The organism is Frigoribacterium sp. Leaf415 (assembly GCF_001424645.1).
In the GTDB taxonomy this organism is placed as follows: Bacteria; Actinomycetota; Actinomycetes; order Actinomycetales; family Microbacteriaceae; genus Frigoribacterium.
In genome coordinates this window covers 275,320-301,896 of record NZ_LMQR01000001.1, presented here as the reverse complement: position 1 = coordinate 301,896, position 26,577 = coordinate 275,320, and the positions used below count along the sequence as shown (strand labels likewise).

The following is a 26,577-nucleotide window of genomic DNA, read 5'->3' as shown; positions in this document are numbered from 1 at the left end:
GGCTAGCGGCCTTCGGCGATCTCGCGGTTGCGGGCGAGGGCGGCCTGCGTGGCCCGCTCGAACAGCTCGAGCAGGCCGCCGTCGGCGAGTTCGGCGACGGCGCGCTCGGTCGTGCCGCCGGGGCTGGTGACCCGACGACGCAGCTCGGCGGGCGCGGTGTCGGCCGGCAGGACGTCACTCGTCGCGAGCAGCTCGCTCGCGCCGCGGAACGTGCCCTGCACCATGGTGGCGGCCTGCGCGCGTGTGAAGCCCAAGGCGACCGCCGCCTCCTGCAGTTGCTCGATCAGGTAGAACACGTAGGCGGGGCCCGAACCCGAGATGGTGCTGAGCGCGTCGATCTGCGACTCGGGGACGACCACGACGTCGCCGACCACAGCGAAGAGCGAGCGGGCCAGGTCGAGGTCGGCGTCGGTCGAGCGCGAGCCGGCGCTGAGGCCGGTCACCCCGAGACCGACGTGCGACGGGGTGTTCGGCATGGAGCGCAGCACCGAGACCGTCTCGGGCAGGGCCGCCTCCATCGTGGCGGTCGTGACGCCGGCGGCGAGGCTCACCACGACGGCGCCCGCGTCGAGCACGGGACCGATCTCGTGCAGGAGGTCGACCACCATGTGCGGTTTCACGCCTATCAGGACCAGCCGCGCACCGACGACCGCCGAGGAGTTGGCGCTCGGGTCGGTCTCGGTCGCGAGCGAGGTGACGGCGCCGTGCCGCAGCGCCCGGGCCTTGACCTCGGTGCGGTTCGTCACCCGCACGCCCCCGTCGACGGACACCTCGGGGCGCAGCAGACCCTGCAGGATCGCACCGCCCATCGAGCCGGCTCCGAGAATCGCTGTGGTGGGGAGGGTGGTGACCATCCGGCCATCCTAGGATCGACCAGGACCACACGAGGGGATCGAGACCGATGAGCAGTCACGGCGGCAACAAGGCGATCATCGCCGCACTCAGCGCGAACCTGGGCATCGCGGTGACGAAGTTCATCGCCTGGGCCTTCTCGGGGTCGTCGTCGATGCTCGCCGAGGGCGTCCACTCGCTGGCCGACTCGGGCAACCAGGTGTTGCTGCTGCTGGGCGGCCGAAAGTCCAAGAAGGCGGCCGACGCCGAGCACCCGTTCGGCTACGGCCGGGAGCGCTACGTCTACGCCTTCGTCGTGTCGATCATCCTGTTCAGCGTCGGCGGCGTCTTCTCTCTCTACGAGGGCGTCGAGAAGCTGCGCGAGCCACACCCGCTCGAGGTGCCCTGGCTGCCGGTGCTCGTGCTCGCGATCTCGCTCGCCCTCGAGGGCTTCTCGCTGCGCACGGCGATCCGCGAGTCCCGACCGAGCAAGGGCCAGCAGAGCTGGGTCTCGTTCGTGCGCCGCGCCAAGGCCCCCGAGCTGCCGGTCGTGCTGCTCGAGGACGCCGCCGCCCTGCTGGGCCTGTCGTTCGCCATGGTCGGCGTCGTGTTGACCTGGATCACCGGTGACGGCGTGTTCGACGCGATCGGCACCCTCGCCATCGGCGTGCTGCTCGTCGCCGTCGCGATCATCCTCGGCATCGAGACGAAGAGCCTGCTCGTCGGCGAGGGCGCCTCGGCCGACGACGTCGCGAAGATCCGCGCGGCCGTCACCGGCGGTCCCGAGGTCGAGTCGATCATCCACATGAAGACGCTCTACCTCGGCCCCGACGAGCTGCTCGTCGGCGTCAAGGTCGCGATGCCCGGCCGCACCGTCCTGGCCGACGTCGCCAGCGCCATCAACGCCGTCGAGTCGCGCATCCGCGAGGCCGTGCCGATCGCCCGCGTCATCTACGTCGAACCGGACGTCTGGGTGAAGCCGGGTCAGGTCGACCCGCCGACCGACGCGATCGTCATCCGCGCCGCCGACTGACCCCGACGAGGCGCGGGTCGGCCACCGGCGCCGCTGCGGTCCGACGTCGCTCGACCCGATGCCGCTCGGTCCGGCGCCGCTCGGTCCGGCGTCGCTCGGTTCAGCGTCGCTCGGTTCGGCGTCGCACGGTTCAGCGTCGCTCGGCGAAGAACGCGTCGAGCTGCGCCCGGCACTCCGCCTCGCGCACGCCGGCGTAGACCTCGGCGCGGTGCGGGAGCCTGCGGTCCCGGACGATGTCGTAGACGCTGCCCGCGCCTCCTGCCTTGTCGTCCCAGGCGCCGTAGACGAGCCGTGGCACACGCGCGGCGAGCAGGGCCCCGGCGCACATGGGGCACGGTTCGAGGGTGACCACGAGCGTCGCGCCGGTGAGGTGCCAGTCGCCCGTGTGCTCGGCGGCGGCCCGCAGGGCGATCACCTCGGCGTGGGCCGTCGGGTCCTGGCGCAGTTCGCGTTCGTTGCGACCCGTCGCGACCACCACGCCGTCGGCGTCGACCACCACGGCACCGACCGGCACGTCGGCCGAGACGCGACAGGCGTCGGCCTCGGCGAGGGCGAGCGACATCCAGTCGTCGAACTCGGGCGGGACGGCGATCACGGGGCCTCTGCGGGGTCGGGACGGCTCACGGAACCGGTCGACTCCGCTACCGTTGAGCCTATGCGAGTGCACGTAGCGGACCACCCCCTGATCACCCACAAGCTGACCGTGCTCCGCGACAAGAGCACGCCCTCCCCCACCTTCCGAGCGCTGACCGAAGAGCTCGTCACGCTGCTGGCCTACGAGGCCACGCGCGACGTCCGCACCAGCCCCGTCGACATCGAGACCCCGGTCGGCCCGACCACGGGTCTCGAGATCAGCCAGCCGCGACCGCTCGTCGTGCCGATCCTGCGCGCCGGCCTCGGCATGCTCGAGGGCATGACCAAGCTCGTCCCCACGGCCGAGGTGGGATTCCTCGGCATGGTGCGTGACGAAGAGACCCTGCAGCCCACGACCTACGCCGAGCGCCTGCCCGACGACCTGTCGAACCGTCAGTGCTTCGTGCTCGACCCGATGCTCGCGACCGGCGGTTCGCTCATCGCGGCCATCGACTACCTGCTCGACCGCGGCGCCGTCGACGTCACGGCGGTCTGCATCCTGGCCGCTCCCGAGGGCCTCGCCGCCGTCGAGAAGGCGATGGAGGGCCGCGACGTCCACGTCGTGCTGGGCGCCGTCGACGAGAGGCTCAACGAGCAGGGCTACATCGTGCCGGGCCTCGGCGATGCGGGTGACCGCCTGTACGGGCTCGCCTGACGCACGCCGCCCCGACGACCCGGGCCGCGCCTCCTCGACCGCAGGAGGCGCGGTTCGGCGTCTCCGGGCCGCCCACGCCCTCGGAACGCGAACGTCGCTTGACATCGGGACGCGGGGTGTAACAAGATCGACCCCATGACTAACAGCGTGCTCGCCCCGACCTCTCGTGAGGCCCTCGGGAGCACCGGCATGATGATGCCGATGCACGCTGTCACGTGTCGAATGTGTGCCTGATCCGGTCACACACCTCGCCGAGTCGAAGCTGCTGACACCGCCAGCTGAGCTCGTGGCCCCACCCGGTCACTGAGCCACCGACTCCAGGATGCTCCGCGTCGCCACCCTCGACGCGCATCCCGAACGGTGCATCGCACCGACTGCTCGTGACGTACGGCACCATCGCCGGCGGGATCGAGCACCGACACACATCGAGCAGTCCCTCCGCCTCCCGGCGACCCGTCGGCCGAGGGACCGCCGCCGTCACGCAAGGACCCCGCCTGTCATGTCCCTCATCCTCGACCGCCCCGTCACCGCGACCCGCACCGTCTCGCCCGCCCGCTCCGCCGCCCCGACTCCCCTCCGCGAGATCGCGCCCGCGCGCTCGGCCGCCCCGACCGCCGCGCCCGTCGCCTCCGTTCCCGCCGCTCCCGCGGCACCTCGGCCCCGCGCCGTGCCCGAAGGCACCGAGGCCCGCGGCTTCGTGCTCTACGTCGGACTCGACGAACTGAAGGCGGCCGCCGACGGCACCTCGCTCGGTGACGTCGTCTCGCAGATCAAAGAACTCGTCGGTCGGATCGCCCCGTCGGCCGAGACGCACGCCGCCGTGGCGCTCGCTCCCGAAGGGGCCGGCGGGCGCGACGTCGACGTGGTCCGGCTGGCCCTGCAGGACCCGGCCGCCTTGGCGAAGCGCCGGCAGGTCACCGAGGACGACGAGCCCGGTGCCCGCGGAGGTGTCGTCGTCGACATCTCGCGCAAGCGCCTGCTGCTGGACGGCGACGTGGCCCCCCTGACGTACAAGGAGTTCGAGCTGCTCCAGTACCTCGTCCTGCGCGAGGGCCGCACCATCGAACGAGCCGAGCTGATCTCGAGCCTCTGGGCCGACGGCGACGACGAGGTGCCGAACGAACGCACCATCGACGTGCACGTCCGCCGGCTGCGGTCGAAACTCGGCGCCTTCGAGGACATCGTCCGCACCGTCCGCGGTGTCGGCTACCGCTTCGACCGCCACGCGGACGTCTCGATCCGCCACGCGTCGACCCCGTCGCCGGACGTGTTCTGAGCCCGCCTCGCATCACGCGACGGCCGCGGTGTCGGCTGGGTCCGAGTTCCCAGGAATTCCTCGGGTTCAGCCCTGGACCACCGTTACCGATCCGTTATAGATTGTGTTTCGCCGACGTCGTTTGCTGTGGCGACCGAGGCGGAATGTGATTGCAGGACACTCCTGGTGCAAGGGAAGAGGGCCGGTCGCCATCGTGCGACCGGCCCTCTGTCGTGTGCCCCCGACCACGTGGTGCGCGCCTCTCGTTCCCACCCGTGTCGGCCCGAGGGCGGTGGCCTTTCGTAGACTCGTCCTCGACGAACGTGAGGTACGACATGAGCGAGACATCGATGGCCGTGGGGGCCTGGGAAGCCCTGTTCCGGGCCCAGGTCAGCGTCATGCGTGAACTGACCGAGTGCTTTCCGACCAGCGAGATCTCGTTCAACGAGTACGACGTGCTGTTCAACCTGTCGAACCAGCCCGATCGGCGGGCTCGCATCCGCGACCTGACCCGTCACCTCTTGCTCACGCAGCCGAGCATCAGCCGCCTCGTCGACCGACTCGCCTCGAAGGGCATCGTCGAGAAGACCTCCGACCCCGGCGACGGTCGAGGCATCATCGTGACCATGACGGACGAGGGCTACGACCTCTACCGACGCACGGCGATCAGCCACGCCGAGGCGATCCGCCGGCGGGTGGGCGGTGCGCTCGACGACGACGAACTGGCCTCCCTGGCCGATCTCTGCACCAAGCTGCGCCTCGGCACGCCGGTCGGGGCGGACGCATGACGTCGCCCTCGATCGTCTGGTTGCGCGACGACCTGCGCCTCGCCGACAACCCCGCCCTCGTGGCCGCCGTCGAGCGTGGTGAGCCGGTCGTCGTCCTCTTCCTGCTCGACGACGAGACCGACGGCATCCGCCCCCTGGGCGGCGCCTCGCGCTGGTGGCTGCACCACAGCCTGGCCGCCCTCGCCGAGTCGCTCCAGGCCATCGGCGGCCGACTGACCCTGCGCCGGGGCCCCCAGGCGCGCGAACTCCCCCGCCTCGTCGACGAGGTCGGCGCCGGTGCCGTCTTCTGGAACCGCCGGTACGGCCTCGCCGCCCGCGACGCGGACGCCGAGCTCAAGTCGTCCCTGCGCGAGCGCGGGCTCGACGTGCGCAGCTTCCAGGCGAACCTTATGTTCGAACCGTGGACGATCCAGACCGGGCAGGGCCAACCGTTCAAGGTCTTCACGCCGTTCTGGCGCGCGTGCCTCGACCGGCCCGAGCCGCGCCACCCCGAGGCGGCCCCCGACGAACTGCACGGGCCCCGCACGACGCCCGACAGCGACGACCTCGACTCGTGGGCCCTCCTGCCGACGGCCCCCGACTGGGCCGGTGGACTCCGCGACTCCTGGACCCCGGGCGAGGCCTCCGCCCTCGACACGCTCGAACGCTTCGCCACGGGACACCTGGCCGACTACGGCCTGCGCGACGAACCGGCTCAAGAGGCGACGAGCCACCTCTCGCCCCACCTCCGGTTCGGCGAGGTCAGCCCGTTCCAGGTCTGGCACCGCATGCGCGGCGACCTCACGCCCGACGCCCGCGAGCAGGCCTCGGGCTTCCTGCGTGAACTCGTCTGGCGCGAGTTCAACCACACGGTCCTCTTCGCGAACCCGCACCTCGCCACGAAGAACTACCGACCCGAGTTCGACGAGTTCCCCTGGCACGAGCTCGAGCCGGGCGAGCTCGAGGCGTGGCAGCAGGGCACTACCGGCATCCCGCTGGTGGACGCCGGCATGCGCGAGCTGTGGACGACCGGGTACATGCACAACCGGGTGCGCATGGTCACGGCCAGCTTCCTCGTCAAGAACCTGCTGGCCGACTGGCGGGTCGGCGAGCAGTGGTTCTGGGACACCCTGGTCGACGCCGACGAGGCGAACAACCCCGCCAACTGGCAGTGGACGGCCGGCTCGGGCGCCGACGCGGCCCCCTACTTCCGGGTGTTCAACCCCGTGCTGCAGGCCGACAAGTTCGACAAGCAGCGCGACTACGTCCGCCGCTGGGTTCCCGAGGTCTACGACGACTCGTACCCCGAGCCCATGGTCGACCTCAAGGCCTCGCGCCGGGCCGCGCTCGACGCCTACGAGGCGATGCGCCGCACCACCCGTACCGAATGACCCCGCCCTTCGAGAGGAACACCTCCGTGACGACGTCATCACGCCCGCCCCGCACCGACCCACCCACAGGGATCGACGCCGTGTTCGCGGCGCGTCCGTCCGAGCGTCGCGGGCCGAGCGCCGTCTGGGCGACCTTCGACCGCTCGGGCGTCACGCACGACGGCTCGTACGGCGAGATCGCCCCCGGCACCGCACCCGGCGTCGACACGGCGTACCGCATCGCCTCGTGCACGAAGAGCTTCACCGCGACGGCCCTGCTCGCCCAGCGCGACGCCGGGCTCGTGTCGCTCGACGCACCGATCACCGACTTCGTGCCGGCGTTCGCCGACGTCACCCTGCCCACCTCCGACTCCCCCGTGCCGACCCTGCGCATGCTCCTGACCATGTCGGCGGGCTTCCCCACCGACGATCCGTGGGGCGACCGGCAAGAATCCCTCACCGACGACGAGCTCGACGCCCTGCTGCGGGCCGGGCTGAGCTTCGACAGCGTGCCGGGCACGACCTTCGCCTACTCCAACCTCGGCTTCGCCCTCGTGGGCCGGGCGGTCGCGGCCGTCGCCGGGAGGCCCTACCGCGAGGTCGTCGAGTCGACCGTCCTCGAGCCGCTCGGTCTGACGAGCACCGGGTTCGAGGCGACCGTGTCGGCCACCGGTGGCGTCGCGATCGGCCACCGCCGCGCCTCCGACGGGGGTGACCCCCTGCCGTTCTCGGGCCCGGGCGCGTTCTCGCCGATCGGCGGGTTGTTCAGCACCGTGACCGACCTCACGCGCTGGGCGCGCTGGCTCGGCTCGGCGTTCGACCCCGAGGGCCGAGGCGACCTCGACGGCATCCTCTCGCGCGCCTCCCGACGCGAGATGCAACAAGTGCAGCGGTTCGTCCCCGCCCGGGTCGGGCACCCCGGCGGCTACGGGTTCGGCCTGTTCGTCGAGCACTACCCCGACCACGGCCCCGTCGTGTCGCACAGCGGGGGCTACCCCGGGTTCTCGGCCCACATGCGCTGGCAGACCGCGACCGGCCTCGGCGCGATCGGGTTCGAGAACGCGACCTACTCGAAGGTCTCCGAGCCGATCGGGCTCGCACTCGACGGCATGATGGCCGACCGCCCCGACGCCCGGGTCGTCGTGCAGGCGTGGCCCGAGACGTCGACGGCGCGGGACGCGGTCGAGGCCGTGGTCCGCGGCGGGACCGTGCCCGACGGGTTGTTCAGCGAGAACGTCGACCTGGACCTCCCGCTCGACCGGCGCCGCGCCTCCTGGGCCGCTCTCGTCGAGTCGGTGGGGGGCTGGGACGACTCCGGCGACGGTGATCCGCTCCCGGCCGACGAGTCGTCGGCACCGTCGCACCTGGTCTGGCGTCGACGCGGTGCCCGCGGTGTCGTCCGGTTCGAGATCCGGCTCACCCCCGAGCGCCCACCTCGGGTCCAGACCGTGCTGGTGAGCGCCGAGAGTCCGCGCTGACCCGACTCTCGCCGGGCGCTCGTCCGACGCTCGTCCGGTCCGACGCCGTCAGGCGGGCGGCCGCCCTCCGGCCACCCCGGCGGCCCGGGCGGCGGCGCGGGCCCCGCTGCGTCCGGCGACCCCCAGGCTGCGCGACGTCGACCACGCGGCGATGAACCCGGCCGAGAACGCGTCGACGAGACCCACCGAGTCGACCCAGCGCGAGGTGACCCCGTCGACCACGACCGGGGGCTGCCCCCGCGAGACCACGACGGCTCCCCCGTCGTCGGCGACGAGAGCGACCACGCCGACGTGCTCGGCGAGGGCCGTCGCGGCGGCGATCGGCTCGTCCAGCCCGGTCAGCTCGCGGGCCGTCTCGTCCGAGGGGAAGAAAAGGTCGGCCCCGTGGACGGCCGCGAGGAACGCCGACACCCCGAACCGGCGGACGACCGAGGCGCTGCCCGGGGCGACCGAGACGAGCGCTCCGGCCTCCCGAGCCCGGCCCACCAGTCGTCGGAGGGCGACGGGGCTGCGGGACTGGGCGACCGTGTAGCCCGTGAAGTGCACGAGACCGGCCCGGGCGACGAGGTCGTCCGGAACGTCGTCGGGGCCCAGCGAGGCTCCGGCCCCCCGATCGGTGAACATGGTGCGCGACGAGCCGTCGACGGTGATGACGACCGTGCCCGTCGGATCGTGCGCGTCGTAGGCCAGCCGGGCCACGACCCCCGCGTTGGCGAGCAGTTGCGAGTGTCGCTGCAGGTCGGCCGTGCCCACCCGACCGACGAACGAGACGTCGACCCCCAGGGACCCGAGCCACGCGGCCGTGTTCGCCGCCGAGCCGCCGGCCCGGTGCCGGATGGTGGCGGCCGTCTCGGTCCCGGTGGCGTCGCCCGCCCGAGGGCTGACGATGATGTCGTCGAGGACGTCCCCGAAGACGAGGACGGGCGACACGGTTCGGGGTCGGTCACCCGCGGGGCGGAGGCGGTCGGTGGCGATGGTCATCGGCATCCACCCGACCACGGATCGAGGGCCGGGACGGGACGAGGAGGCGCAAATCACCCTCGAGGGCACGTCACGTTCACCCGTCCCGGCCCCGCCGACCGAGCGCGCCGGGGTTCGTCGGTCAGACGGTGACGGGTTGCGAGGCCGGGGCCTCGCGACGGGCACGCCGTCCGCGGACGACCAGGGCGTCGAGGGCGAGGCGGCCCGGACCGGTGAGCACGATCGCGATCGAGGCGACCGCGAGGACGAGGACGTACTCGAAGCCGCCGGCCGTCGAGTAGAAGCCGTTCGGCAGGTGGACGGCGACCAGGGCGACGACCGCCGTGACCGCCAGGAGGGCGGCGGCGACCCGGGTGGCGAAGCCGACGACGAGTGCGACACCGGCGGCGAGCTCGGTGACGGCCGCGACCGGGGCGGCCACCTCGGCGAGCGGGATGCCCATGCCGCCGAAGGCCCCCTGCGTCGCGGCGAGGCCGTCGACGGCGAGCTTCTGCCACCCGTGGGCGACGAAGACGACTCCGAGGACGACGCGGACCAGGAGGAGTCCGAGGGACGAGGAAGCTGACGACATGAGGTGCCTTTCGGTCGGGGACGGGGTCGTGGCACGTCGTCGGGCCCTCCGTCACGGTATGAGGTGACGCGTCACCGACCGGGGCCGTGGAGCGCCCTGCCAGGCCTTCGCCAGAACCCTGTCAGGCTCGGGTGGGGCATCCGGGGGACGCGGGGACGCCTCGCGAGGGCCGTCCGGCGGACGCGGGACGTGCCCCGAGGGGGGCGGTGTCGGTGGTCTCGGGCAGGATCGGTGCAGACGACGGGACGGGCCGAGGGGCCCACGACGAGAGGCGGCACACATGGCGACCATCGCGATCACGGGGGGCTCGGGGCGCATCGCGACCTGGGTCCGCCCCCTGCTGCTCGAGGCCGGCCACGACCTGCGGCTGCTCGACGTGGTCACGCCGCCCGACGACCTCCGAGCGCACGAGACGTTCGAACACGTCGGCGTGACCGACCTCGAGCCCCTCACGGTGGCGCTCGGCGGGGCCGACCTGGTCGTCCACCTCGCGTCCCACGCCAGCGAGCGCACGTGGCACGAGATCCGCGACCTCAACGTCGAGAGCGCGTACGTCGTGCACGAGGCCGCCCGTCGCGCCGGCGTGACCCGCCTGCTCGCGGCCAGTTCGGTGCACGCCGTCGGGTTCGAACCCGGCTCGGGTGCCGCCGACCACGACGTCCCCGCCCCTCGCCCCGACTCGTTCTACGGCGTCAGCAAGGTGCTGCTCGAGGCCGTCGGCAGCCTGTACGCCGACCGCTTCGGCTCGACCGTCGTGTCGGCCCGCATCATGACGGCCGAGGTCGAGCCGCACGACGTCCGCAGCCTGGGCACGTGGTTGTCGCCGGCCGACGCGACCCGACTGATCCTGGCCGCCCTCACGACGGCCCCGGCCGGGCACCACGTCGTCTGGGGCGTCAGCCGGAACACCCGCCGCGTCGTGTCGCTCGCGGCGGGCGAGGCCATCGGCTACCACCCCGAGGACGACGCCGAGGCGTTCGCCGACCGCTTCGCGGGTCAGGTGCAGCCGCCCGACGCACCGGTCGGCGGCGCCTTCACGACCATGCCGCTGGGTGAGGCGTGGTGAGTGGCCCGGCGGTGGCATCAGGTCACGCCCGCGAGGCCGATAGCGTGGCTCCGTGAACCCCACCCTGCACTCGTCGTCCGTCGCCGAGATCGACCCCGTCGTCCTCTACGAGATCCTCCGCCTCCGGGTCGACGTCTTCGTCGTCGAACAGGAGTGCCCGTACCCCGAGCTCGACGGGCGCGACCTCGAACCGACCGCGCGCCTCCTCTGGTTCGCGGATGCCGACGCAGATGCCGACACCCGCGTCCTGGCGACGCTCCGGGTGCTGCACGACGGCGACGACCGTCGCATCGGCCGGGTGGCGACGGCGGCGGCGGCTCGCGGTCGTGGGCTCGCCGCCGACCTGGTGCGAGCGGCCGTCGCCGGGTGCGAGGGTCGACTGGTCCGGCTCGACGCCCAGGCCCACCTCTCGGGCTGGTACGCACGGTTCGGCTTCGTGGTCGACGGTGACGAGTTCCTCGAGGACGGCATCCCCCACCTGCCGATGACGCTCGCCGCCTCGCGCTGAGGTCGGCCCCGCCCGCCCGCGCGTCGTCGGCCGGACGGTCAGACGGTCGGGCCGGTCGGGCCGGTCAGACGGTCGGGCCGGCCAGACGCTTCGGCCGGTCAGACGGTCGGGCCGGGGTGGTGGTGCTCGAAGACCAGGCTGGTTCGGGTCGAGGCGACGGCCGGGTGCGCCGAGAGATGGTCGAGCACGAACTCGCGCACGTCGTTCGTGTCGCGGACGGCCAGGTGGATGATGAAGTCCTCGGACCCGCCCAGGAAGAACAGCTGCACCACCTGCGGCAGGGCCCGGATCTCGGCCGAGAAGGCGGCGATGCGCTGCCGGGCCGACGCGAGGATCGTCACGCTGATGAGCGCCTGCAGGTCGAGTCCGAGTGCCGACAGGTCGACGTCGGCCCCGAAGCCGGCGACGACGCCGCGCTCGACGAGCGACCGGAGGCGCGCGAGACACGTCGACGGAGCGATCCCCACCTGCGCGGCCAGGGTGGCGTTCGGGGTGCGGCTGTTCGCGACCAGCAGGCGGACGAGCTGCCGGTCGATCTCGTCGAGCCGAACGTCGTTCGTCGCAGCCATGTCTCGTCGCACCTCTCGTCGTCGATCGTGCGGTGAGAAGGGCCCCGCACAGAATCTCGTGCGGAGAGCTTGGCACGCATCGGCACGAAACAGCACACTGACCTCAGTTCGGCGAACAGAGGCGTGCACCGGCCGCCCGTCGTCGAGGCCACTCCCGAGAGGACGAACCATGCGCGTCGGCATCCCCACCGAGATCAAGAACAACGAGAACCGCGTCGCCGCGACTCCGGCCGGCGTCCACGAGTTCTCCCGCCGCGGGCACGACGTGATCGTGCAGGCGGGTGCCGGACGGGGTTCGGGGTTCTCCGACGACGAGTTCGTCGCCGCGGGCGCGACGGTGGTGGACGACGCCGCCACGGTTTGGGGCGAGTCCGACCTGCTCATGAAGGTCAAGGAGCCGATCGCGGCCGAGTACCCGCTGATGCGGGCCGACCAGACCCTCTTCACCTACCTGCACCTCGCGGCGTCACCCGAGTGCACCGAGGCCGTCCTCGCCTCCGGCATGACCGCGATCGCGTACGAGACGGTCCAGCGGGACGATCGGAGCCTGCCGCTGCTCTCGCCGATGAGCGAGGTCGCCGGCCGCCTGTCCACGATGGTCGGTGCCTACCACCTCATGAAGCCGATCGGCGGCACGGGCGTGCTGCTCGGCGGCGTCCCCGGCACCCCGAAGGCGAAGGTGGTCGTGATCGGCGGCGGCGTCGCCGGCGAGCACGCCGCCGCGAACGCCCTCGGCCTCGGTGCCGACGTGACCGTCATCGACGTGTCGCTGCCGCGCCTCCGTGCCCTCGAGGTGCAGTTCGGCGGACGGGTGCAGACCCGCGCCTCGACGGCCTACGAGATCGGCGCCCAGGTCGCGGCGGCCGACCTGGTGATCGGCTCGGTGCTGATCCCCGGCGCCCAGGCCCCCAAGCTCGTCACCGACGACATGGTGGCGTCGATGCGTCCCGGGTCGGTGCTCGTCGACATCGCCATCGACCAGGGCGGCTGCTTCGAGGGATCGCGCGCGACCACGCACGACGACCCGACCTTCGCCGTGCACGACAGCGTCTACTACTGCGTCGCCAACATGCCCGGCGCCGTCCCCCAGACCTCGACCCGCGCCTTGACCAACGCGACCATGCCCTACGCGCTGGCCCTCGCCGACCGGGGGTGGCGCGATGCCGTCGCCGCCGACGAGTCGCTGGCGCGGGGCGTCAACGCGGTCGCCGGACGCATCACCAACGCCGGCGTCGCGACCGCGGCCGGCGTCGACCTGGCGGACGCCCGCACCCTCTGACCCGTCCGACTCTCCGACGGCGTCCGAGGGTGTCCGACGGGACAGCGAGCGAACCGTTCGGTCCGGTCAGCGAAGACCTCGGTCCGAACCGGGTGGTCCGGTGGGGTCCAGCCCCTATGCTCTGGGCATGGCACGACGACCCACCCCTCCGCGGGAACGGCTGCTCGAGGCAGCGAAGACCGAGTTCGCGGCCCGCGGCCTCGCCGGGGCCCGCGTCGACACGATCGCGCGCGACGCCGAGGCGAGCAAAGAGCGCCTCTACGCCCACTTCTCGACCAAGCGCGACCTCTTCGACGCCGCGCTCGGTGAGAGCATCGGTCGGTGGGTCGCGGTCGTCCCCTTCGACGCCCACGACCTGCCGGGTTGGGCGAGCGCCCTCTACGACCACCTGGCCTCGAACCCCGACGACGCCCGACTGCTGCTCTGGGGTCAGATCGAGGGCGTCGCGCTGCCGAGCCCCGGCGTGCTCGACCACGGCCAGCTCGAGGCGCGCCGCGACTCGGTTCGCGCGGCGCAAGACGCCGGGGACATCTCGTCCGGCTGGGACGCCGACGAGTTGCTGACCATGGTCTTCGGCGTCGTGCTGGCCTGGTTCGTCACGCCCGAGGCCACCAACATGCACACCGGCCCCCAACAGAGGCGGTGCGACGTCGTGCGACAGGCGGTGGCCCGCATCGTCGACCCGGGCTGAGACCCCGGACGAAACCCCGCCGAGCCCCGGCCGAGACCGGTCGGCGCCGTCCGACTCGCCGGGAGTAGCGTCCCCGTGTGACCACGACCGAACCCACTCCCGCCCTCTCCCCCGACCTGCAGCGCGTCCTCGACAGCGTGCCCGACCCGGGCGGCGTCACGACGTCGGACGCGGTGTACGCGGCGACCGACGTCGATCTCGAGGGCTTCCTCGCGACGCCTGCCCGCGCCTCCTCGTCCGAGCTCGTGCCCGGCGTGCTCGTGCTGCACGACTGGTTCGGCGTCGTCGACCACGTCAAGGTGCGCGCGCAGATGCTCGCGCGGCTCGGCTACGTGGCGCTGGCCGGCGACGTCTACGGGCAGGGCGTACGCCCGTCGCCGCAGGAGGCCGCCGGCGAGGCGGGCAAGTACTACGGCGACGTCGCGCTGTTCCGGTCGCGCCTGCTGGCGAACCTCGAGCGACTGCGCGCCGAGCCGGGCGTCGACCCGTCGCGGATCGCCGTGATGGGCTACTGCTTCGGCGGCTCGGGAGCCCTCGAGCTGGCCCGCGCGGGTGCCGACGTCGCCGGCGTCGTGTCGTTCCACGGCGGACTCGGCACGGGGATGCCCGCCGAGAAGGGCGCCGTGACGGCCCCGCTGCTCGTGATGACGGGTGCGGCCGACCCGGTGGTGCCCGACGAGGCGGTCGTCGGCTTCGAGGACGAGATGCGCGCCGCCGAGGCCCCGGACTGGCAGGTGCTGAGCTACAGCGGCGTCATGCACGCCTTCGCCGTGCCCGGCACCGACGCACCCGACCACGGGGCGCAGTACGACGCCCGCGCGGACCGCCGCTCGTGGCAGCAGCTCGAGACCTTCCTGGCCGAGGTCTTCGCCTAGCCGGTCGGCCAGCTGCCCCGGTGTGCACGTCGCGACACCGGACGCCCGACACGCCGCTCCTCTCTCGAGGTGAGCGGCGTGTCGTCGTCCGGCTGTCGGGTTCGGCACGGGCGGAGCGGCCGGAGAGGTCGCGAATCGCCCGGCAGGAGGCGCGGGTCGCGGACACGGGGAGGCGCAGGTCGAGGGACCGGCGCAGCGCAGGTCCTGGAAGCCGTCGGTCCTAGAAGCCGATGACGCGGCCCGAGCCCGCTCGGGCGATGTCGCGCAGCTGGACGGCCGTCGCGACGGCGGCGTGTGCCGCCTCGGCGCCCTTGTCCTCCTTCGAGCCGGGCAGACCGGCGCGGTCGAGGCCCTGCTGCTCGTCGTCGAGGGTGAGCACACCGAACCCGACGGGCTTGCCCGTGTCGAGGGTCACCCGCAGCAGGCCCGAGGTCGCGGCGTCGGACACGTACTCGAAGTGCGGCGTGCCGCCACGGATGATGACCCCGAGGGCGACGACCGCGTCGGCCCCGGCCTCGAGCGCGGCCTTCGCGACGACGGGCAGTTCGAAGCTGCCGGGCACGCGCACGACCGTGGCCGTGGCGCCGAGGCGCTCCACGGTGGCCAGCGCACCGGCCAGCAAGCCGTCGGTGATCGTCTCGTGCCAGGTGCCGGCGACGATCGTCACGCGGACTCCCGTGCCGTCGACGTCGAGTTCGGTGGGGGCGCCTGCTCCGCTCATGCGGGGTCTCCTTCGGGGGTGGTGGTCGTGGTCGTGGTGTCGATGGTCGGTGAACCGGGCACGAGGGCGGGGTCGTCGAGGTCGCGGTCGCCCAACCAGCGGACGAGGTCGGCGATCGTGACGACCGGGACCCCCTCACGGGCGCCGAAGTCGAGCAGGGCGCGCAGGCGCATCATCTCGCCGTCGTCGCCCACGATCTCGCTGATCACGGCGACGGGTCGCAGCCCTGCAGCCTTCATCAGGTCGACGGAGGCCTCGGTGTGGCCGTCGCGCTCACGCACTCCGCCGTCGCGGGCCCGCAGCGGCAGGACGTGCCCGGGGCGGTGCAGGTCGTCGCGCACGCTGGTGGGCGACGCGAGCGTGCGCAGGGTCGTCGCCCGGTCGGACGCGCTGATGCCCGTCGTCACACCGGCCGCCGCGTCGACGCTGACCGTGTAGGCCGTGCCGCGGGCGTCCTCGTTGTGGGCGACCATCGGCGGCAGGTCGAGTCGGTCGGCGATCTCGTTCGACATCGGCGCGCAGACGAAACCCGACGACACCCGCACCGTCCAGGCGATCCACTCGGGCGAGGCCAGCTCGGCCGAGAGGACGACGTCGCCCTCGTTCTCGCGGGACTCGTCGTCGACCACCACGACGGGTCGGCCCCGACGCAGGTGTTCGAGGGCGAGCTCGATCGGCGCGAGGCGCGAGTCGACCCGCGCCTCCCCGGCGGGCGTCGACACGGTCACGGGCGACCCGTCACGGCGGCGTCGAGCGCGTCCAGCCGCAGCATGCGGCGCACGTGGCGGGCGAGCACGTCGGTCTCGACGTTGACCCGGTCGCCGACGGCCTTGCCGCCGAGGGTCGTCACGGCGAGCGTCTCGGGGATGAGGCTGACCTCGAACCAGCCCGGTGCCTCGCCGGGCTCGCTGATCGCGCTCACCGTGAGGCTGACGCCGTCGAGCGTGACCGAGCCCTTGTCGACGAGCAGGGGCGCGAGGTCGTCGGCGAGGTCGAAGCGGACCCGACGCCAGGCGTCGCCCTCCTCGATCTCGACGACCGTGGCCGTGCCGTCGACGTGGCCCTGCACGATGTGGCCTCCGAGGCGGTCGCCGACGCGGGCGGCGCGTTCGAGGTTCACGGGCGTGCCGGGGCCGAACGCCCCGACCGTGCTCATGGCCAGCGTCTGCCGCATGACGTCGGCCGTGAACGTGTCGCCCTGCTGCGCGACCACCGTCAGGCAGACGCCGCTGACCGAGATGGAGTCGCCGTGCGCGGCGTCGGTCAGCACGGCCGGGCCGTGGACCGTCAGACGGACGCTGTCGCCCTGGTCGTCGACGCGCTCGACGCGTCCGAGTTCTTCGACGAGACCGGTGAACATCAGCGCACCGCCGTGCTGGTCGCGTCGATGGGTCGGCGCGTCCGTGCGTCGGGCCCGCGGGGCGTGGTCGCCTGCGTCGTCATGTCGTCCTCCGGTCTGCCTGGCTGTGTGCCGAGGGCTCTCCGGGGGTGCGCGACGCGAGGGTCGGCATCGGCCCGGGGGTCCGCGGACGGACGACCGGGCCCGCGCTACCTCTCATCCGGACTATGACCGTCGGTACCGGAGTTCCACCGGTTCAACCGGGCCGCCACCTCTCGGTGACGACGCGGGTCGCGGACTGTGACCGCCGGCTCAGATTTTCACTGACCCCGGAGCGCGTTGCTCTGTCGGTGACGATAGCACCGCCGCCTCGTGCAGCCCCGGCGTGTTCGGCCAGGGCGTAGCCGGGCGCAACACGGGCGGCCAGGGCTCAGCCGACGACGAGGCCGAGGTGAGCCGCCATCGTCGGGGCGAAGGTCGCCAGCTGCAGCTCGTCGATGGTCGCGCCACGAAGCCCTTCGAAGCCGTCGATGCGCGAGAAGTCGCTGGTGCGCAGGTCGGTGTGCGACAAGGAGGCGCGGGTCACGTCGAGCGTGCCGATGCGGCAGTCGACCAGCGCGACCCGCAGGGCCTGCACACCCCCGAGGTCGAGTTCACCGATCGTGCACCCCTCGATCACGACGTCGGTGAGCCGTGCCCCGCGCAGGTTGAGGAAGTCGATCTTGCCGCCGACCAGGCGCACCGACCGCAGCTCGGCGTCGAACAGCTCGGCCGACCCCCACCGGGGCCGCTCGACGCGGACGTCACGCCAGGTGCTGCGCGCGGCGGCCAGCTCGGGGGCGAACGAGTCGGCCAGCACCGACTCGACCAGGCGCGCACCGCGCAGTCGGGCCGACCCGAGCCGGGGCGCCTCGAAGACGCACTCGGTGAACTCGGCCCCCTCGAGGTCGCGGTCGGTCAGGTCGGCGTCGACGTAGCGCTCGAGCTCACGGCTGTCGCGCGGACCCAGCAGGTCGGTGCCGAGGTCGACGAGGCCCTGCGGATCGACGGGGTCGAGCCGCGGGGCGTCGGTGCCGCCCGGGGTCGTGGGGCGGGACGGCGTGGGGCGGCGCGGCGGGGTCATGCGACGAGGCTAGCGGCGACGTCCGACACGACCCGCGCCTCCTCGGGTCGGCCGCCCGCCGCCCGCGGTCAGCACTCGATGACGTTGACGGCGAGCCCGGCGCGGCTGGTCTCTTTGTAGCTGTCCTTCATGTCTCGGCCGGTCTGACGCATCGTCTCGATGACGGTGTCGAGGCTGACGACGTGGCTGCCGTCGCCGAGCAGGGCCATGCGGGTCGCGGCGACCGCCGTGCCGGCCGCGATGGCGTTGCGCTCGATGCAGGGCACCTGGACGAAGCCGCCCACGGGGTCGCAGGTGAGGCCGAGGTGGTGCTCCATCGCGATCTCGGCGGCGTTCTCGACCTGGCGGGGCGTTCCGCCGAGCAGCGCGGTCAGCGCCCCCGCCGCCATCGACGCGGCCGAACCGACCTCGCCCTGACAACCGGCCTCGGCCCCCGAGATCGACGCATTGCGCTTGTAGAGCGAACCGATCGCCGCGGCCGTCAGCAGGTAGGTGCGGGCCAGCTCGTCCTCGGTCGCACCGTGGAAGCGCATCGCGTAGTAACCCACGGCCGGGATGATGCCGGCGGCCCCGTTGGTCGGTGCCGTGACCACGCGCCCGCCGCCCGCGTTCTCTTCGTTGACGGCCATCGCGTAGGCCTGCAGCCACTGGGCCGGCAGGTCGGAGGCCAGCAGCGAGGAGGCGCGGCCCCGGTCGACCGCGGAGCCGCCGAGCGCGTAGGCGGTCGCCCGCTCGTCTTGCTGGCGCAGCATGGTCGCGAACTGGCGGGCGCGCCGCGGGACTTTCATCCACCCCGGCAGGACACCCGTGGCCTCGAGGCCCGCGTCGACGCAGGCCCGCATCGCGGCCCAGCGGGCGTCGAGGCCCGCCGCGGCGTCGGCCTCGCCGTGCAGCGCGACCTCGTTGCGCCAGGCGAGCTCGGCGATCGACACGCCCTCGGCGTCGCAGAGGCGCAGCAGGTCGTCGGCGTCGGCGAAGGCGAACGGCGCCTCGGCGGTGGGCACGGCCTGCTCGTCGTCGCCGTCGCGCACGACGAAGCCGCCGCCGACCGAGAAGTAGACCTCGCGCGCGAGGCTCGCGCCGTCGACGTCGAAGGCCTCGACGCTCATCGCGTTGGGGTGCCGCGGCATGCGGGTCAGCGGCGCCATCCGCAGGTCGTTGGGGGCGAAGGCGATCTGGTGTCGCCCGAGCAACCGCAGGCCGCCGCCCTGCTCGACCGCCTGCTGCATGCCCGAGACGACCGCGGGGTCGCAGGTCTCGGGCTGCATGCCCGCGAGGCCGGCGAGGACGGCCGAGGGCGTGCCGTGGCCGAGGCCGGTCGCGGCGAGCGAGCCGTAGAGCACGGCCTCGACCCGGGCGACGTCGACCAGCCGGCCGTCTGCCTCGACGCCGAGGAGGAATTCGCGGGCGGCCCGCATGGGGCCGACGGTGTGCGAGCTCGACGGGCCGATGCCGATCGAGAAGAGATCGAGGGCCGAGACGTGATCGGTCACGTGCCACCTGCCTTCCGGGGTCACGACGACGTTACCCGCTGCCGCCGACGGTCAGGGGGCGGGGCACCGAGGAGGCGCGGGTCGCCTCAGGCGGGACGCCCCACCTCGCGGGCCCGCTCGGCCATCGCGCCCGACATGCCCTCGAGGAACCGTCGGACGGTCTCGAGCTCGGCCTCGTCGAAGCCGGCCATGACCCGGTCGCTCATCACGCCGAGCGGCCCGAAGAACGCCCCCGCGACCTCGCGGGCGCGGTCGGAGTAGCGGACGAGCACCCGGCGTCGGTCGGCCTCGTCACGGCTGCGCTGCACGTGCCCGACCTTCTCGAGGCGGTCGATGACGCCCGTGGCCGCCCCCGAGGTGACGCCCAGCAGCTCGCCGAGCCCGCCGGCGGTCACGGGGTCGCCGTCGCGCTCAGCCTGCATGACGTGCAGCAGCGCCTCGAGGTCGATGTGGCCGAGACCGTGCCGCGAGGCGAAGGCCTGGGCGACCTTCTGCGACTCGGTGGTCAGCCGTTGCATGTGGGTGACGATCTCGTCGGCCTGCGGCGAGCGCGGCGGACGGGTCGACGGGGCCGTGGGGGCCGGGTCTCTCGGGGTGGGCATGGAACCTCCTGCGTGACGAGTCTGGTCGATGCTCCTGTGATCTGCAATACTCTTAGCTACTAAGACATTGAGCGACTGAAGGATCACCATGCGCACCCTCGCCCGCATCGTCAGCGGCCACCGCACCGCCTGGGCCGTGCTCGCCGCGACGGCCGTCGCCGTCGCCCTGCTCTTCGCCTTCCTGCCGGCAAGCGAGGGCGACGCCGCCCCACCGTCGGGCGTGCCCGACACGAGCCAGTCGGCCGAGGTGACCGAGATCCTCAGGTCGTTCCCGAGCGCGGAGACGACGGTGGGCATCCTGGTCTTCAGCCACGGGGGTGACCGTCTCGACGCCGCCGACCTCGCCGCGGTCGACGCCCGGGCCGCCTCCCTCGCCGAGCTCTCGACGGCCCCGCAGGCCGTCCGGCCGCAGGTCAGCGACGACGGCACCGCGGCGATCGTCGCCGTGCCGCTCGACGCCGCGACCGCCGACGCCGACGTCGCGGGCACGGCCACGAGCCTGCGTGACGCGGCCTCGGCCGACCTGCCCGACGGGCTGGACGCCCTGCTCACCGGGCCCCTCGGGTTCCAGGACGACATCGCGAACGCCTTCGCCGGAGCCGACTTCCGACTCCTGCTGGTCACGGTGATCGTCGTCGCCGTGCTGCTGATCGTCACCTACCGCAGCCCGGTGCTGTGGATCGTGCCCCTGGCCGTCGTCGGTGCCGCCGACGCCCTGGCCGGCCGGGTCGCGGCCGCCGTCGCCGAACCGCTGGGCATCCCGCTCGACGCCTCGATCTCGGGCATCCTGTCGGTGCTCGTCTTCGGTGCGGGCACCAACTACGCCCTGCTGCTCGTCGCGCGCTACCGCGAAGAACTCCTCCGTCAGCCCGACCGTCACCGCGCCATGCGCACGGCCGTGACGAGCGCCGGCCCCGCCATCGCGGCCAGCGGCGGCACGGTCGCGCTGAGCCTCCTCACCCTGCTGCTTGCGTCGCTCACCGGCAACCGGGCCCTCGGTCTCGCCTGTGCGGTCGGCGTCGTCGTGGCGATCGTGTTCGCCCTCGTGGTCCTGCCCGCGGCCCTGGTGGTCTGCGGTCGCGGGCTGTTCTGGCCCTTCGTGCCCCGCGCCTCCTCGTCCGAGGGGACCGACGCGACCCGCACGGACGACCGGACCGCAGGAGGCGCGGCGCACCACGCGGCACCGCGACGCGGCTTCTGGGACCGTCTCGGGCGCGGCGTCCGACGCCGTCCGGCCGTCGTGGCCGTGTCGTCCGTCGCGGGCATCGGCGTGCTCTGCCTCGGGCTGAGCGGCTACGCCGTCGGCCTGTCGCAGACCGACCAGCTGCTCGGCGACCCCGACTCCGTCACCGCGCAGAAGGTGATCGACGACTCGTTCTCGGCCGGGCTGACCAGCCGCACCACCGTGATCGTCCCGTCCACGGTCGCCGACGAGGCCACCGCGCTCGCGTCCGGCACGGACGGCGTCGACACAGCGACGACCGGCGAGACCGAGGGCGGGCTGACCCGCGTCGACCTGCAACTCAGCGCCGAGCCCGAGAGCGACGCCGCGTTCGCCACCGTCGAGCGCCTGCGCTCCGGGTACGCCGACGCCGACGGCCGCCTCGCCGACGCGCTCGTCGGCGGCAGCGACGCCACCGCCTACGACACGAAGGTCGCCGCGCAGGCCGACATCGACCTGATCGCACCGATCATCCTGGCGATCGTGTTCGCCGTCCTGGCCCTGCTGTTGCGCTCGCTCGTGGCCCCCGTGCTGCTGATCGCCTCGGTGCTGGCCACGTTCTTCGCGAGCCTCGGGGCCTCGACCTGGCTGTTCCAGAACGTGCTGGGGTTCCCCGCGCTCGACACGGCCGTGACGCTCTACGCGTTCCTGTTCCTCGTCGCGCTCGGGGTGGACTACAACATCTTCCTCACCACCCGGGCCCGCGAGGAGGGCCTCGTGCACGGCACCCGCGAGGGCATGGTGCGGGCCCTGGCCTCGACGGGTGCCGTCATCACGAGTGCGGGGATCCTGCTGGCCGCCGTGTTCGCCGTGCTGGGCGTGCTGCCCGTCGTCGCCCTGACCCAGGTCGGCGTGATCGTCTGCCTCGGCGTGCTGCTCGACACCCTGGTGGTGCGCACCGTGCTCGTGCCCGCTCTCGTCTTCCTCACCGGCGACGCCTTCTGGTGGCCGAGCCGGCGTCCGTCGCGTCAGCCGCAGGCCGCCCAGAGTCCGACCCGCGAGGCCTCGGCCGACGCCTCGGCGGCGACGAACCGGTCGCGGTAGCGGTACGCGTCGTCGTAGGTGTCCTCGCGCCCGTAGCCCTCGGCGACCAGTCGCTCGTTGAGCATCGTGCCGTCCGGCGACCAGACGTAGCGCAGCAACCGGTCGTAGCGGTCGGCGTCGCCCTGCGAGGCGTCGTCCTCGAGCCAGACCGTCGCCCCCTCGGGCAGGGTGGCCGTCGTGAAGGCGCTGGCCTCGGGGCCGAAGCAGTCGATCGGAGCGTCGGGCTTCACGGTCTCGGGGGTGTCGACGCCGATCAGGCGGATGCGCTCGCGCTCCCCGGCGACGGTGACGATCACCGTGTCGCCGTCGACGACACGCTCGACGACGGCCTCGGCGGCCGCGGCCGGGACACTCGTGGGCACGGGAACCGCACCCGCGCCTCCCGGGTCGCCTCCCCCGGACCCGTCGCCGAGGAGGCGCGGGAACGCCACGAGGACGGCCCCCGCCACCAGCACCACGACGAGGCCGAGCAGGCGACGCGGCGTGAGGCGGCGCCGCGACGGGCGACGGCGCGCGCTCACTCGGCGAGCCGGGTGCCGCGGAGCTCGGGCAGCATCGTGGCGGCGGCGGCCCCCACGACGAAGACCGCGCCGAAGACGACGAAGAGGGTGGGCGGGCCGCCGAGGGCGATCAGCGGCGGCACCGACAGCGGGGCCGCGATGGAGGCGATGCGTCCGACGCCGGCGGCCCACCCCGCCCCCGTGCCCCGCAGCGGCGTCGGGTAGAGCTCGGGCGTCACGGCGTAGAGCGCCCCCCACGCGCCGAGGTTGAAGAACGACAGCGCCATGCCCGCGACGAGGATCTGCGCCACGCTGCCGCTGACGGCCCCGAAGCCGAAGAACACGGCCGCGACGGCCGACCCGAGCAGGAAGGTCGCGAGCGTGCCCCGGCGCCCCCACTTCTCGATCAGCCAGGCCGAGGCCGCGTAGCCCGGCAGCTGGGCCAGCGTGATGATCAGCACGTACTCGAACGAGCGCACGAGCGGGAACCCGGCCGCGACGAGCAGCGACGGCAGCCAGACGAAGGCGCCGTAGTACGAGAAGTTGGTCATGAACCAGACCACCCAGATCGCGACCGTGCGGCGCGCCATGCCGGCACCGAACAACCGGCCGACGGAGGCGCGGGCCGGCTTCTCGACGACCCGCGCCTCCTCGGCGACGACGGTCGGGGCGGCGACGCCGGCCGCCTGCTCGAAGCCGCGGACGGTGCGCTCGGCCTCGTCGTGGCGGCCCCTCGACTCGAGGAACCGCACCGACTCGGGCATCTTCAGCCGCACGAACACCGCGTAGAGCGCGGGGGCCGCGCCGATCAGCAGGGCCCAGCGCCAGCCGTCGTCGCTCGTCGGGATCACGAGGTAGCCCACGAGGGCGGCCCCGATCGAGCCCACGGCCCAGAACGCCTCGAGGAGCACGACGACGCGACCGCGGATGCGCCGGGGCGAGAACTCGCTCACGAGGGTCGACGCGACCGGCAACTCGGAGCCCAGGCCGAGGCCGACGACGAAGCGCAGGACGAGCAGCACGCCGACCGACCACGACAGGGCCGAGAGGCCGGTGGCGAGCCCGTAGAGCAGCAGGGTCAGGGCGAAGACGGTCTTGCGGCCGAGGCGATCGGCCAGCGAGCCGCCGACGGCCGCGCCGATCGCCATGCCCGCGAACCCGGCCGAGGCGACCCAGGCCAGTTGACCGGCCTGGTCGCTCCACACGGTCATCAGCTGGGCGATGACGAACGAGAGCAGACCGACGTCGAGCGCGTCCAGGGCCCAGCCGATGCCCGAGCCGGCGAGCAGACGGCGGTGCTTCGAGGTGAACGGCAGCTCGTCGAGACGCTCGCTGCGCGTCGGGGCGGCCGGGGTCGAGGTGGGGACGGGGGTCATCGGGGCCTGTCGTCTCTGCGGGTCGTCTGGGTCGGGCGGGTCGTCGGGGTCGGGCGGGTGTGGGGCGGGCACGTACACCTCGGACGAGGCGGATCGGGCCACTGGGCAGTGTAGGAGCCGTGAAGATGGTCGCCACTACAGACACCGGGGCCGCGGCACCGTAGCCTCGGGCGGACCGGATCATCTCGGTCCGCGACGGAGGCACCACCATGGCAGAGAAATCAGCGAAGAAAACCACCGCGAAGGTCGCCGTGCGCTCCTTGAAGGAGAAGCGCGCCGACAAGAAGGCCAAGGGAGCGACGGGTAGCCACTCGGAGGACATCGTCTCGAACGTCAAGAAGCGCTGACGCACGACGTCCCCGAAGGGGCGCCGACCTCCGCACCGGGCATCCCGGTCGCGAGGCGGCGCCCCTTCGTCGTTCCGGGACCCGTGGTGGCGTCCCGGGACGATCGGCGGTGTGACACGAGACCCACACCTGACATAACCTCGACCTCGTGGCCCGCGATCGGGGGTGGGCCCGGAGGGACGACAGCATGGTCGACAGGCGGATCAGGACGTGGGCGGCGACGACGGTGACGGTCGTCATGGCCGGTGCCCTGGCACTCGGAGGCGCGACGACCGCCTCCGCGGCCGGGCCGGGGACGGTCGGCTGGGCCGACTTCACCGTGGACGGGACGGCTCGTGCCTACACGGGCACGATGACGCTGCCCGGCGACTTCCCGCAGGCGACGTTCACGTCCTCCTCGCGCCAGGCCACGATCCCCAGCGGGTCGAGCACCTGGCAAGGCACGGGCACGCCGGTCGGCGCCGAGTACGACTCGAGCCGCGGTCGCCCCTACCTCAACCTCCGCCCCGCCCAGGACTCCCCGACGGCGGCCGCCGCCTCGGTCACGACCTACACCTTCGACCGGGCCACGCCCGCGAGCGACTGGTCATTCGTGCTCGGCGACGTCGACGCCGACCAGGTGACCGTGTCGGCCACCGACGCCGCCGGTGCCGCCGTGCCCGTGAGCGCCCTCGGCTTCCAGAACACCTACAACTACTGCCGCACCGCCGGTGGACCGTCGCCGTCGTGCGACGCCGCGGGGCTGCGCGACGTGCCCTCGTGGAACGCCGGCACGGGCGTGCTGACCGGCAACGCGACCGCGGCCGACACCGAGGGTGCCGCCGCATGGTTCAGCCCGACCGTGCCGCTCTCGACGCTGACCTTCACGTACCAGCAGCGTTCCGGGTTCCCCGTGTACCAGACGTGGTTCGTGACCAAGACGTTCACGGCGAGCGGTGCGGTGACGAACGACGGCACGGCCTACCCCGGGGCGGTCGTCACGGTGGTCGACCCGGCGACCGGTGAGGTCGTCGGGACCACCACGACGGTCGGCCCCGACGGCACCTGGTCGGTCCCCGGTCTCGTCTCGGGCACGCCCTACGAGGTCGACGTCACGACACCGGACGACGCCGCGGATCTGCCGGCCGTGACCTTCACGATCGTGGGCGACGACTCCCCCGGCCTCGACTTCGCCTTCACGGGCGCCGTGGCCCCGGCCGACACCGCGCCCCTCACGGTCATGGTCGTGCAGGCCGACGGCACGCCCGTCGCCGACCGTCCGGTGAGCATCGTCGTGCCCGGCCAGCTCGACCCGGTCGCGTCGGGGACCACCGGCGCCGACGGCTCGGTCACCTTCGAGGGGCTCGACCCTGCGGCCGAGTACGACGTGGTCGACGAGGTGACGGGCATCGCCCGGGGGCCGATCACCACGGCCTCGGGCGCCTCGATCACGCTCGACCGGACCGTCGAGATCACCACGAGCATCGTGAACCCCGACGGATCGGCACCCGCGACCGGGTCGACGGTCGACGTCGTGCCGGTCGGCGAGACCACGCCCGTCGCCAGCGTCGAAACCGGCGCAGGAGGCTCGTTCACGGCCGACGGCCTGACCCCTGGTGAGCAGTACGAGGTGATCCTGAACGAGGACGTCGACTCGGCCGTCACGATCACCGCACCCGCGACGAGCGGGACGATCCCGCCCGTGCAGATCGCCGCTCCCGACACGGTCGACGTCGAGGGCACGGTCGTGAACGCCGACGGCACCCCCGCCGCGGGCCTCCAGCTGCAGGTGATCGAGGCCGAGGCCGCCGAGCCCGAGCCCGTCGCCACCCCGACCACCGACGCGGCCGGCCGCTACCGCGCCGAGGGTCTCGAGCCCGGGACGGACTACGAGGTGGTCCTGGTCGGCGAGGTCGTCGGCACCTTCGCCGCACCGTTCGCCGACGGCACCGTCCCGACGATCACCCTCGCCGCGCCTCCCGTCGTGACGCCCGTGCCCGACCCCGTGCCCAGCCCCGACCCCACCGTCTCGCCGGCACCGGTAGTGCCCGCGGCCGGCGGGTCCGGCACCGGTGGCTCGGGCAGCGGCGGCTCGGGACGACCGCTCGCCTACACGGGCAGCGAGCCCGGCCTGCCGCTCGGCCTCGGAGCCGCCGCGCTGGCCCTGGGCCTCGCGCTCGTCACCGGCTCGGCCGTCGGCCGGCGCCGGGCGGAGCGCCGCTGACGGCGGCGGGCGCCGGGTCCTGAACCCGGCGGGCCGAGGAGGCGC

26 protein-coding genes, 1 pseudogene and 1 riboswitch are annotated in these 26,577 nt (G+C 73.2%); of the genes and pseudogenes, 14 read left to right on the top strand and 13 right to left on the bottom strand.

Annotated elements, in window-relative coordinates; all coding sequences use genetic code 11:
• Positions 1 to 2: 2 nt before the first annotated feature.
• A complete protein-coding gene (gene proC / locus ASG28_RS01445; RefSeq protein ID WP_055971209.1) occupies positions 3 to 854 on the bottom strand; it encodes a pyrroline-5-carboxylate reductase in 852 nt (283 codons plus the stop codon).
• 47 nt (positions 855 to 901) lie between these two features.
• Between proC and ASG28_RS01440 the strand changes: the two genes are divergently transcribed.
• The gene (locus ASG28_RS01440) at positions 902 to 1,864 is read left to right on the top strand and encodes a cation diffusion facilitator family transporter (protein ID WP_055971206.1); all 963 of its coding nucleotides are present in this window, start codon (positions 902 to 904) and stop codon (positions 1,862 to 1,864) included.
• A gap of 130 nt (positions 1,865 to 1,994) precedes the next feature.
• On the opposite strand, the gene ASG28_RS01435 is transcribed toward ASG28_RS01440, so the two are convergent.
• Complete coding sequence (locus ASG28_RS01435; RefSeq protein ID WP_055976672.1) at positions 1,995 to 2,426, bottom strand: nucleoside deaminase; 432 nt, start codon at positions 2,424 to 2,426, stop codon at positions 1,995 to 1,997.
• A gap of 93 nt (positions 2,427 to 2,519) precedes the next feature.
• On the opposite strand from ASG28_RS01435, the gene upp reads away from it, so the two are divergent.
• From upp to ASG28_RS01410, 5 genes are all read left to right on the top strand, one after another.
• On the top strand, positions 2,520 to 3,152 hold the full coding sequence (upp, locus tag ASG28_RS01430) for a uracil phosphoribosyltransferase (RefSeq protein ID WP_054146332.1): 633 nt from the start codon (positions 2,520 to 2,522) through the stop codon (positions 3,150 to 3,152).
• A gap of 499 nt (positions 3,153 to 3,651) precedes the next feature.
• Positions 3,652 to 4,428, top strand: a complete 777-nt coding sequence (locus ASG28_RS01425; protein WP_082454217.1) for a winged helix-turn-helix domain-containing protein — start codon at positions 3,652 to 3,654, stop codon at positions 4,426 to 4,428.
• A 314-nt stretch (positions 4,429 to 4,742) separates the two neighbouring features.
• Complete coding sequence (locus ASG28_RS01420; protein WP_055971203.1) at positions 4,743 to 5,195, top strand: MarR family winged helix-turn-helix transcriptional regulator; 453 nt, start codon at positions 4,743 to 4,745, stop codon at positions 5,193 to 5,195.
• Positions 5,192 to 6,565, top strand: coding sequence for a cryptochrome/photolyase family protein (locus ASG28_RS01415; RefSeq protein ID WP_055971200.1), 1,374 nt, complete (start codon positions 5,192 to 5,194; stop codon positions 6,563 to 6,565). The genes ASG28_RS01420 and ASG28_RS01415 overlap by 4 nt, the downstream gene beginning before the upstream one ends.
• Positions 6,566 to 6,591: 26 nt before the next feature.
• Entirely contained in the window at positions 6,592 to 8,022 is a 1,431-nt protein-coding gene (locus tag ASG28_RS01410; RefSeq protein WP_162235693.1) for a serine hydrolase domain-containing protein, read from the top strand.
• Between the two features lie 48 nt (positions 8,023 to 8,070).
• Here the strand turns inward: ASG28_RS01410 and ASG28_RS01405 are convergent, their stop codons facing one another.
• Both ASG28_RS01405 and ASG28_RS01400 read right to left on the bottom strand, forming a co-directional pair.
• Positions 8,071 to 9,003, bottom strand: a complete 933-nt coding sequence (locus ASG28_RS01405; RefSeq protein WP_162235692.1) for a carbohydrate kinase family protein — start codon at positions 9,001 to 9,003, stop codon at positions 8,071 to 8,073.
• Positions 9,004 to 9,124: 121 nt separating this feature from the next.
• Positions 9,125 to 9,574: a DoxX family protein gene (locus ASG28_RS01400; protein ID WP_055971190.1), complete on the bottom strand. Its 450-nt coding sequence runs from the start codon at positions 9,572 to 9,574 to the stop codon at positions 9,125 to 9,127.
• Between the two features lie 280 nt (positions 9,575 to 9,854).
• On the opposite strand from ASG28_RS01400, the gene ASG28_RS01395 reads away from it, so the two are divergent.
• Positions 9,855 to 10,640, top strand: coding sequence for an NAD-dependent epimerase/dehydratase family protein (locus ASG28_RS01395; protein ID WP_055971187.1), 786 nt, complete (start codon positions 9,855 to 9,857; stop codon positions 10,638 to 10,640).
• Positions 10,641 to 10,692: 52 nt separating this feature from the next.
• On the top strand, positions 10,693 to 11,148 hold the full coding sequence (locus tag ASG28_RS01390) for a GNAT family N-acetyltransferase (protein ID WP_055971185.1): 456 nt from the start codon (positions 10,693 to 10,695) through the stop codon (positions 11,146 to 11,148).
• A gap of 98 nt (positions 11,149 to 11,246) precedes the next feature.
• On the opposite strand, the gene ASG28_RS01385 is transcribed toward ASG28_RS01390, so the two are convergent.
• Positions 11,247 to 11,717, bottom strand: a complete 471-nt coding sequence (locus ASG28_RS01385; RefSeq protein WP_054146324.1) for an Lrp/AsnC family transcriptional regulator — start codon at positions 11,715 to 11,717, stop codon at positions 11,247 to 11,249.
• A 169-nt stretch (positions 11,718 to 11,886) separates the two neighbouring features.
• Between ASG28_RS01385 and ald the strand changes: the two genes are divergently transcribed.
• From ald to ASG28_RS01370, 3 genes are all read left to right on the top strand, one after another.
• Positions 11,887 to 12,996 carry an alanine dehydrogenase gene (gene ald / locus ASG28_RS01380; RefSeq protein ID WP_055971182.1) on the top strand — a complete coding sequence of 370 codons (1,110 nt, stop codon included), beginning with the start codon at positions 11,887 to 11,889 and terminating at the stop codon, positions 12,994 to 12,996.
• A gap of 127 nt (positions 12,997 to 13,123) precedes the next feature.
• Positions 13,124 to 13,687 carry a TetR family transcriptional regulator gene (locus tag ASG28_RS01375; RefSeq protein WP_055971179.1) on the top strand — a complete coding sequence of 188 codons (564 nt, stop codon included), beginning with the start codon at positions 13,124 to 13,126 and terminating at the stop codon, positions 13,685 to 13,687.
• Between the two features lie 77 nt (positions 13,688 to 13,764).
• Positions 13,765 to 14,562 carry a dienelactone hydrolase family protein gene (locus tag ASG28_RS01370; RefSeq protein WP_055971176.1) on the top strand — a complete coding sequence of 266 codons (798 nt, stop codon included), beginning with the start codon at positions 13,765 to 13,767 and terminating at the stop codon, positions 14,560 to 14,562.
• 220 nt (positions 14,563 to 14,782) lie between these two features.
• Here ASG28_RS01370 and ribH read toward each other — a convergent pair whose 3' ends face one another.
• The 6 genes and pseudogenes from ribH to ASG28_RS01340 form a co-directional block, all read right to left on the bottom strand.
• Positions 14,783 to 15,283, bottom strand: coding sequence for a 6,7-dimethyl-8-ribityllumazine synthase (gene ribH / locus ASG28_RS01365; protein WP_055971173.1), 501 nt, complete (start codon positions 15,281 to 15,283; stop codon positions 14,783 to 14,785).
• A gap of 14 nt (positions 15,284 to 15,297) precedes the next feature.
• A pseudogene (gene ribB / locus ASG28_RS01360) lies at positions 15,298 to 16,005 on the bottom strand (3,4-dihydroxy-2-butanone-4-phosphate synthase); the annotation flags it as partial.
• 2 nt (positions 16,006 to 16,007) lie between these two features.
• Positions 16,008 to 16,643, bottom strand: coding sequence for a riboflavin synthase (locus ASG28_RS01355; RefSeq protein WP_055971170.1), 636 nt, complete (start codon positions 16,641 to 16,643; stop codon positions 16,008 to 16,010).
• A gap of 182 nt (positions 16,644 to 16,825) precedes the next feature.
• A riboswitch (FMN riboswitch) is annotated at positions 16,826 to 16,963 on the bottom strand.
• An 89-nt stretch (positions 16,964 to 17,052) separates the two neighbouring features.
• Complete coding sequence (locus ASG28_RS01350) at positions 17,053 to 17,745, bottom strand: pentapeptide repeat-containing protein (protein ID WP_055971167.1); 693 nt, start codon at positions 17,743 to 17,745, stop codon at positions 17,053 to 17,055.
• A 68-nt stretch (positions 17,746 to 17,813) separates the two neighbouring features.
• Complete coding sequence (locus ASG28_RS01345; RefSeq protein WP_055971164.1) at positions 17,814 to 19,238, bottom strand: L-serine ammonia-lyase; 1,425 nt, start codon at positions 19,236 to 19,238, stop codon at positions 17,814 to 17,816.
• Between the two features lie 86 nt (positions 19,239 to 19,324).
• Complete coding sequence (locus tag ASG28_RS01340) at positions 19,325 to 19,840, bottom strand: MarR family winged helix-turn-helix transcriptional regulator (RefSeq protein ID WP_082454211.1); 516 nt, start codon at positions 19,838 to 19,840, stop codon at positions 19,325 to 19,327.
• An 88-nt stretch (positions 19,841 to 19,928) separates the two neighbouring features.
• Between ASG28_RS01340 and ASG28_RS01335 the strand changes: the two genes are divergently transcribed.
• The gene (locus ASG28_RS01335; RefSeq protein WP_055971161.1) at positions 19,929 to 22,106 is read left to right on the top strand and encodes an MMPL family transporter; all 2,178 of its coding nucleotides are present in this window, start codon (positions 19,929 to 19,931) and stop codon (positions 22,104 to 22,106) included.
• Here the strand turns inward: ASG28_RS01335 and ASG28_RS01330 are convergent.
• Together ASG28_RS01330 and ASG28_RS01325 are read right to left on the bottom strand one after the other, a co-directional pair.
• The gene (locus tag ASG28_RS01330) at positions 22,031 to 22,627 is read right to left on the bottom strand and encodes a thermonuclease family protein (protein WP_055971158.1); all 597 of its coding nucleotides are present in this window, start codon (positions 22,625 to 22,627) and stop codon (positions 22,031 to 22,033) included. The two genes, ASG28_RS01335 and ASG28_RS01330, sit on opposite strands and share 76 nt — an antisense overlap.
• Complete coding sequence (locus ASG28_RS01325) at positions 22,624 to 23,982, bottom strand: MFS transporter (protein WP_055971156.1); 1,359 nt, start codon at positions 23,980 to 23,982, stop codon at positions 22,624 to 22,626. The genes ASG28_RS01330 and ASG28_RS01325 overlap by 4 nt, the downstream gene beginning before the upstream one ends.
• A gap of 209 nt (positions 23,983 to 24,191) precedes the next feature.
• On the opposite strand from ASG28_RS01325, the gene ASG28_RS16700 reads away from it, so the two are divergent.
• Both ASG28_RS16700 and ASG28_RS01320 read left to right on the top strand, forming a co-directional pair.
• Positions 24,192 to 24,329, top strand: a complete 138-nt coding sequence (locus tag ASG28_RS16700) for a hypothetical protein (protein WP_167599047.1) — start codon at positions 24,192 to 24,194, stop codon at positions 24,327 to 24,329.
• Between the two features lie 187 nt (positions 24,330 to 24,516).
• A complete protein-coding gene (locus tag ASG28_RS01320) occupies positions 24,517 to 26,532 on the top strand; it encodes a hypothetical protein (protein WP_055971154.1) in 2,016 nt (671 codons plus the stop codon).
• Positions 26,533 to 26,577 lie beyond the last annotated feature (45 nt).